We start from the raw sequence: 6,623 nt of genomic DNA, 5'->3' as shown, positions 1-6,623 counted from the left end.
ATAATTGTTCGGCAATTGGTTCACGATAAAATAAGGCTTTCAGGATTTGAGATGGGAAATTTGAAAAGAAAAGGCACACTATGAATTCAACATCCACAATTGAAAATCCCAAATCCCCAGATGCCAAAATCGATCTGCGGGGGACTCCGTGTCCTCTGAATTTTGTCCGCACTAAATTGCGCTTGGAGCAAATGGCACCGGGTGCTGTTTTGGAGGTGTGGCTGGATGCTGGGGAGCCGATCGAACAAGTTCCTGATAGTCTGAAAATGGAAGGCTACCAGATTCTCGAAACTCAATTTGTCGCGGATGAGCCGGATTCCGGCTTTTTTGCGATGAAAGTGCAGCGCCCAGAACATAAGGAAGCAGGATGAGCCTGAATTCGTCCTCGATCGTCGGTACTGTAGTGGCTGTTCAGGCTAACTTCTACCGAGTCAGGTTAGATCCAGCAGCCGGCATTGACGAGAATATACCCCTGGCGGATGCTCCGACTCTGCTGTGCACTCGCCGCACTCGACTGAAAAAAATTGGTCAGCAGGTGATGGTGGGCGATCGCGTGGTGGTAGACGAACCGGACTGGACTGACCGCCGGGGTGCAATTTCTGAAGTCGAACCGCGCCGAACAGAACTCAACCGCCCGCCTGTCGCTAATGCCGATCGCATTCTCCTGGTTTTTGCCCTCGCCGAACCCGACTTAGACCCCGCATCATTAACTCGGTTTTTAGTCAAGGCTGAATCTACAGGTTTAGAGGTGAGTTTGTGTCTGAACAAATGCGATTTGGTGAGGGCCCAGGAGTTGGAACAGTGGCGCGATCGGCTTTCAGGCTGGGGCTACGAACCAATGTTTATTAGCGTTCGCAGCGGCTTAGGAGTCCAGGAAGCTGCGTCTAAATTGCAAAATAAAGTTTCTGTCAAAAAAGTAGCTGACCAGCATTTAGCGGACAAAAGAGATGGTTCTCTGTTGCATTCTGAGGATAATCCCCTAGTTGCAAATTCGGCCGCTCCGTTAGATTCATTAAATTCCGTACAAAATCCGTTGCCGAACTCGCTCCACAGCCACATCCCAGGGAAAATCACGATAATTTGCGGGCCTTCTGGGGTCGGCAAGTCCAGCTTGATCAACCAACTGATTCCGGCGCAGAAGCTGCGAGTGAGCGCTGTTTCTGGCAAACTCGGCCGCGGGCGCCACACGACTCGCCACGTCGAACTATTTGAACTCCCCGACGGCGGACTGCTGGCGGATACTCCCGGGTTCAATCAGCCGGCTCTCGAATGCGATCCGTCCGAGTTAGCTGAATATTTCCCAGAAGCTCGTCAGAGACTGGCTTTGGGTAGCTGTCAGTTTAGCGACTGTTCGCACCGAGATGAGCCTAACTGTGCGGTGCGGGGGGATTGGGAGCGCTACGAGTATTATTTGAATTTTCTGGAAGAGGCGATCGTCCGCCAACAAGCTCTGCAAAACTCCAGCAGCGCCGAATCGAGTTTGAAGCAGCAAACCAAGTCGGATGGTACGCAGCAGTACGAACCGAAGCTGCAAACAAAAAAATATCGCCGCTCTTCCCGCCGCCTGCAACACCAGTCGCTGCAAGATATGTGTCAAGAAGATTTAGAGGAATTCTGAGGAAGTCGCCACCCATGGCCCGCCCGAAGGCCGAAAATAGTACCGAGACTCAGCCAGCAACTGGATTTGACGCAGTAAGATACTTCTTTGCAGCCACAGGCGTCGGTAGGAAGACCCGGTTTGTTTAGTTACGAGTGCGTAAGTCGTGAGTACATTAATCGCTAAAATTAAATGGCCGATAATTTGTTAAAAAAAGTAGAACAGAAGCAAAAGTTAGCGGGTACAGCAGGAGCAACAATATTGTGAATATTCAAGAACTGTTTCAAAAAGGTGGGCCCGCCATGTGGCCCCTGTTGGTGTTATCGATTCTGTCTGTCAGTACAATTATCGAGCGCTTGTGGTTCTGGGCGAGCCTCTTGAGCACAGAAAAGCAGATAGTTAACCGCATTCTCGAAGCGGCCCGCAGCGATTGGGGGGCAGCTAGCGAGATTGCTAGACAAGCTAACCGACAGCCGATCGGGCGATTTCTTTCTGCACCCCTGCGGCTGTACAATCCCGAACCAGATTTATTTCGACTCGCACTCGAAGCCGCAGCCGATGAAGAGCTGGCTTCGATGCGCCGCGGCGACAAAATCTTAGAAGCTACGATCGCTCTCGCCCCTTTGCTGGGCTTGCTGGGAACAGTTTTGGGCTTGATTAACTCGCTCAGTTCGATCCGTCTGGGCGACATCGGCACGGCGGCAACCACTGGGGTGACTTTGGGGATTAGCGAGGCGCTGATCACTACTGCTTCTGGGATGGTAGTAGCAATTTTTACCTTGGCGTTTTATCGGATATTTCAAGCTTTTTTGTTCAACCAGGCCAAAATATTTCGCAAAGCTGGCAATGAAATGGAATTGCTTTACAGGCAATACTGGCCTGCGGCTAATGCTAAGGGTCGATCGCCCGGCGCAGAATACAGCAATTCTTCCTTTGGTTCCGATGGTTTGAACAGGCGTTCTCTCAATTCTCAAGAATCGAGCGAACGTCTCAGGGAGCCGAAATTGAAAGGTTCCGATCCTGATGTTGATTCAACTTCTAATAATTAGAACAATGGAGAACTGATGAAGATTCACTTAGATACTCCTGCTGAAGAGGCTCGGATTGAATTGGTGCCTTTAATTGACGTGATTTTTTGCATTCTGACGTTTTTTTTGCTGGCGGCTTTGCAACTGACTCGCCAGCAAGCAATTAATGTCGATTTGCCGAAGGCGAAGACGGGACAAACGCAGATGCGAGAGATGCTGATTGTCAGCATTGACGATTTTGGGCAAACTTATATCGACCAATTGCCTGTTAATTACCAACAGCTCGATCGAGTTTTAAAGACTTTCCACAACAAAAATCCTGCCGGGTTGACGGTGTTGTACGCCCCTCAAAATGCTAAATACGCCAAAGTTGTGGAGGTTTTAGACAAATTGCGGGAGGTAGGGGGCGATCGAGTGGCCCTAGCAACTCTTCCTAGTTCGGCTCCCGGACCGCAGCCGAATAATACCTCGCTTCCCAATTCTGGGATTCCTGCGGCACCTTCGGGCAATTCGGCTCAACCCCTGCCGTCTCCCGTGGCTCCCGGACAGCAGCAGTTCAATCCCAATCGGTTTCAATCTCCTCTGGCTGCTCCGGGGCAGCAGCAGTTCAATCCCAATCAATTTCAATCTCCTCTGGCGGCTCCCGGACAGCAGCCTAGCAACTCTGGCGCAAATCAGGGCATTCCACCGGTTTCGCCTGCACCCACTGCCCCCAATTTCAGGCCCGGAGCGGCCGCTCCACCACAGAATGTCCCTGACTCCAATTAGTTAGAAGTTCGGCGTACTCGCAGCGTGCGGGATTTAAGAGATGTAGCGGATTTAACGAATGGATGTTGAGGGTAGAAGTCCGAAAAAAGTTAGGCAAAGGATTTTTTAACGGATACAAGGAAGAAGGAAGAAGCCAGAAGAGAAAAATAGAAATTCTCCCGCTCGGACACTCTCGGGCTCTCGGGCTCTCCCCATCTCCCACTCGGACACTCTCCTTCTCCCCTCACCCCCTCCCGGAGAGAAGCTTCGTGCGAGTTGGTATAAATAGCTTCAATTATTTTGGTTCGTACTGAGCCTTTTTTCTCTTGACAAGTAGATAGAGTGGTATAAGCCTGCGGAAGGAACTTTTGCAGACCTCCCGCCATCTCTATGATTAAGTTATTTCTTGGGACAGATGGTACTTTTGTCAAATCATTGTTACCTTTTGTAATATACTAAAGCGAGATGGGCTTGCGGGGCATCCTGAAACCAAGAGCCGATCGCTGAAGCAACTTACAGAAACAACTTACAAATCTGGTTGATCCAGGTTTTCACTTCGTCAAGTTACCTTTACTTACAGAGGAATCTTTAGTCATGAGCCAACCTGCAGAATTGTCTTTGGAGCAGCAATTTAGCCTGTGTTCCTTCAAAACACAGGTAAGTGACATGAGCCGCGAACAAGCTCAGGAGTTTTTGGTCAAGCTTTACGAGCAAATGATGTTGCGCGAAACCATGTACCGCCATTTTCTCAAACACCACTGGGGATTAGAACCCAATCCAGGCGTTGAATAGGTGAGAGTCGCAGTCGGCGACCTCCGTCTCTTACTCTCTTCCCTCAGGCGGAAAGGAGTTGGGGGTGATGGGGCGTCACTCGAAGGTAAAAGGTAAGAAGATCCTAAGAGCCCGACACGGATATACGGATAAACACAAAGGTTAAAGGCATTTGGTGGAAACAATTTTTAGAGACTGATCTAGAACTCATGTTCTGGTCTGTAAATCTCGCACTTGGTTTTTTTGTTGATTTTACTAAAGGTGGGGAACAGTCTCGGCAATAGTTCGATCGACGATCGCAGCACAAAGCAACAATAATTTATCGCTCCGCCTCTCAAAAAATTTATAATTCTCGACAACTATATTTTTTTAACTAATAAATTAAAACCACAAATTCGTAGACTGGCAAGCATAAATTGACAATATGTAATTGCCAGAAGTGCAAATTTTGGATGCGGCGAGCTTAACACTTCACTACAACTCTTAATGTCCTGTAAAGTCAGATTTGCAGTGTCTACTTTTATAGTAAGCGATTGTGGGAGCACGATATCAATAGCGCCCGAATCGCTGCTACCCCTCTCAAGTTGCAGCGGATCGGTTTGAGCAAGAATTGAGCAAGTCGGACATCACAAGGCGATCTCCGACCAGCAAAACCTTTAATTTTCTACTCAAGTCCCAGAACTCGCAACTTGTAACTCTAGGAAGAGTTATTCCGACTGACGTTCCAGAGTTGCCTCCATCGTACTCGTCAAGTAATGACCGGACATGATGCCGCTAGATTGGTAGTAGCGGTTGTCATCAACGCGGTGAAGGGTATCAAAACCCGTCCGCCGCTGGCGTTCGTCTCCCAGTACCCAGTAACGCTGGACGATCGACTGGGGAGCAATCCAACCTTCGCCCTCGACGCGGCCGAGTTCGCTGTGTTGGAGTACAAAAGTATACTGCCGCTCATCGCTGTTGAGGTGTCCTCGGTACTGCAAAATAATCTCTTCGCGATCGCCTCCTGGAAACACGAGCTTCGTCACCATACTGAACCAATCTGTTCGGTTCCAGCTCACTAAAGTTTTGCCTTTCACCGTAATTGGCACGCCATTGCGCTCAATCCAACTTCCTTCGAGCGTCCATTGGCCAGATTCCATTAAAAACGTGTGAGCCACAGTGCTGTTCCTATGCTTTTCCTGCTGGCTACAATGCTGGTGCAACAACGCACAGCCGTTGTCCCTCAGACTCTATGCTATCATGCCCAACTGTGCCAACAAGAGTTAATTTCTCCTAACAGAACCGGTGCGCAAGCACCAGTAACTTGAGGCAGATTGCCGGGAATACCCCGAACTCGCCATGCGGCTAAAACCGCGAAAGCGATCGCCTCTTTAAAATCTACACTCAAGCCTGCCTCAGAAGTAGTCAACACTTGCACTGGATGCAATTGTGCTTGCAATCGGCGTTTTAAGTAGAGATTGTGGCTGCCGCCCCCGCACAGTAAAACTCGATCGGGCATCTGCGGCAAAAAAGTTTGGTAACTGTGAACGATCGAAGCAACAGTCAATTCTGTCAGAGTAGCCAGCACATCAGCAGGACTGAGGTTGTAAGCTTGAGCCTCGACCAAACAACGGTTAAAATAGTCTACACCAAATAACTCTCGCCCTGTAGATTTGGGCGGTGCTTGGAGGAAAAATTCTTGCTGTAGCCAATCCTCTACTAAAGCTTGACAGGGAGCCCCGCTTGCCGCCCAAGCTCCATCTTCGTCACAAGTTTTAGTTCCGTCTGAGAAGTGCTGCACTGCCAAGTCTAACAGCGAATTTGCAGGCCCGGTATCCCAACCCAAGATACCATCCCCTCCATGGGAAACCACAGACTTGTCCGCCAATTCCTCCTCTTTCCGGGCAGGAAGATAAGTAAAATTGCCAATTCCACCGAGATTTTGGATGCAGAGGTTGCGGTTGGGTTCGGCCAGCAGGCAAGCGTCAACTATTGGGACTAAGGGCGCTCCTTGACCTCCTGCTGCTATATCTGCCGATCGAAAGTTGCTCACAGTAGTAATGCCTGTCAATTGCGCGATTAGCGCGCCCCGCCCGAGTTGCCAACTGTAACCCATTTCATATCCTGGGCTTGGTGCAGCAGCAGAGCTTCTCCTTTGCGTATTCCCAGGCGGTCGGTGGTAGACGGTTTGACCGTGAGAGCCGATTAATTCTGCTTTATCATATCCTGATTGAATAGTCAAGGCCGCCGTGGCAAATTCTTGGGCGATCGCATCATCTAATTCGGCGAGTTCAGCCATTGACAAAGCTGAGCCGCTGCAAACCGAGAGAATTTGCGATCGCAAATTAGCCGGATAAGGGAAAGTCTTGCCTGCGAGCAAGTTCACTTTCAAGTCTGTTTGAGAACCGATCACATCCACCAAAGCAGCATCAATGCCATCCACCGACGTGCCGCTGATCAAACCGATAACGCGAACCATTCCATTTTAGATTTTAGATTTT

Annotated in this window: 7 protein-coding genes; 5 read left to right on the top strand and 2 right to left on the bottom strand. The window is 49.5% G+C overall.

Features of this window, described 5'->3' with window-relative positions:
• Nucleotides 1–80 precede the first annotated feature (80 nt).
• The 5 genes from QUB63_RS00215 (at nucleotide 81) to QUB63_RS00195 (ending at nucleotide 4,164) form a co-directional block, all read left to right on the top strand.
• The gene (locus tag QUB63_RS00215; RefSeq protein ID WP_332942745.1) at nucleotides 81–371 is read left to right on the top strand and encodes a sulfurtransferase TusA family protein; all 291 of its coding nucleotides are present in this window, start codon (nucleotides 81–83) and stop codon (nucleotides 369–371) included.
• Nucleotides 368–1,618: a ribosome small subunit-dependent GTPase A gene (gene rsgA, locus QUB63_RS00210; protein ID WP_332942744.1), complete on the top strand. Its 1,251-nt coding sequence runs from the start codon at nucleotides 368–370 to the stop codon at nucleotides 1,616–1,618. Before QUB63_RS00215 ends, rsgA begins: the two co-directional genes overlap by 4 nt.
• A 242-nt stretch (nucleotides 1,619–1,860) precedes the next feature.
• Nucleotides 1,861–2,646 (top strand): MotA/TolQ/ExbB proton channel family protein, encoded by a 786-nt coding sequence (locus QUB63_RS00205; RefSeq protein ID WP_332942743.1) that lies wholly within the window; start codon nucleotides 1,861–1,863, stop codon nucleotides 2,644–2,646.
• A gap of 15 nt (nucleotides 2,647–2,661) precedes the next feature.
• Nucleotides 2,662–3,393 carry an ExbD/TolR family protein gene (locus QUB63_RS00200; RefSeq protein WP_332942742.1) on the top strand — a complete coding sequence of 244 codons (732 nt, stop codon included), beginning with the start codon at nucleotides 2,662–2,664 and terminating at the stop codon, nucleotides 3,391–3,393.
• Between the two features lie 573 nt (nucleotides 3,394–3,966).
• A complete protein-coding gene (locus tag QUB63_RS00195) occupies nucleotides 3,967–4,164 on the top strand; it encodes an NblA/ycf18 family protein (protein ID WP_006635253.1) in 198 nt (65 codons plus the stop codon).
• 686 nt (nucleotides 4,165–4,850) lie between these two features.
• On the opposite strand, the gene QUB63_RS00190 is transcribed toward QUB63_RS00195, so the two are convergent.
• Nucleotides 4,851–5,300 carry a hypothetical protein gene (locus QUB63_RS00190; RefSeq protein WP_332942741.1) on the bottom strand — a complete coding sequence of 150 codons (450 nt, stop codon included), beginning with the start codon at nucleotides 5,298–5,300 and terminating at the stop codon, nucleotides 4,851–4,853.
• An 80-nt stretch (nucleotides 5,301–5,380) separates the two neighbouring features.
• The gene (locus QUB63_RS00185; protein WP_332942740.1) at nucleotides 5,381–6,601 is read right to left on the bottom strand and encodes an anhydro-N-acetylmuramic acid kinase; all 1,221 of its coding nucleotides are present in this window, start codon (nucleotides 6,599–6,601) and stop codon (nucleotides 5,381–5,383) included.
• Nucleotides 6,602–6,623 lie beyond the last annotated feature (22 nt).

Origin of the sequence: Microcoleus sp. ARI1-B5, assembly GCF_036705795.1 — a bacterium.
GTDB lineage: Bacteria > Cyanobacteriota > Cyanobacteriia > Cyanobacteriales > Microcoleaceae > Microcoleus.
This window is presented reverse-complemented; position numbering and strand designations above follow the sequence as displayed.

Bases quoted from the DNA above. Each gene is read 5' to 3' on its own strand.
- QUB63_RS00215 (WP_332942745.1), top strand. From the start codon at position 81: ATGAATTCAACATCCACAATTGAAAATCCCAAATCCCCAGATGCCAAA.
- rsgA (WP_332942744.1), top strand. From the start codon at position 368: ATGAGCCTGAATTCGTCCTCGATCGTCGGTACTGTAGTGGCTGTTCAG.
- QUB63_RS00200 (WP_332942742.1), top strand. From the start codon at position 2,662: ATGAAGATTCACTTAGATACTCCTGCTGAAGAGGCTCGGATTGAATTG.
- QUB63_RS00195 (WP_006635253.1), top strand. From the start codon at position 3,967: ATGAGCCAACCTGCAGAATTGTCTTTGGAGCAGCAATTTAGCCTGTGT.
- QUB63_RS00185 (WP_332942740.1), bottom strand. From the start codon at position 6,601: ATGGTTCGCGTTATCGGTTTGATCAGCGGCACGTCGGTGGATGGCATT.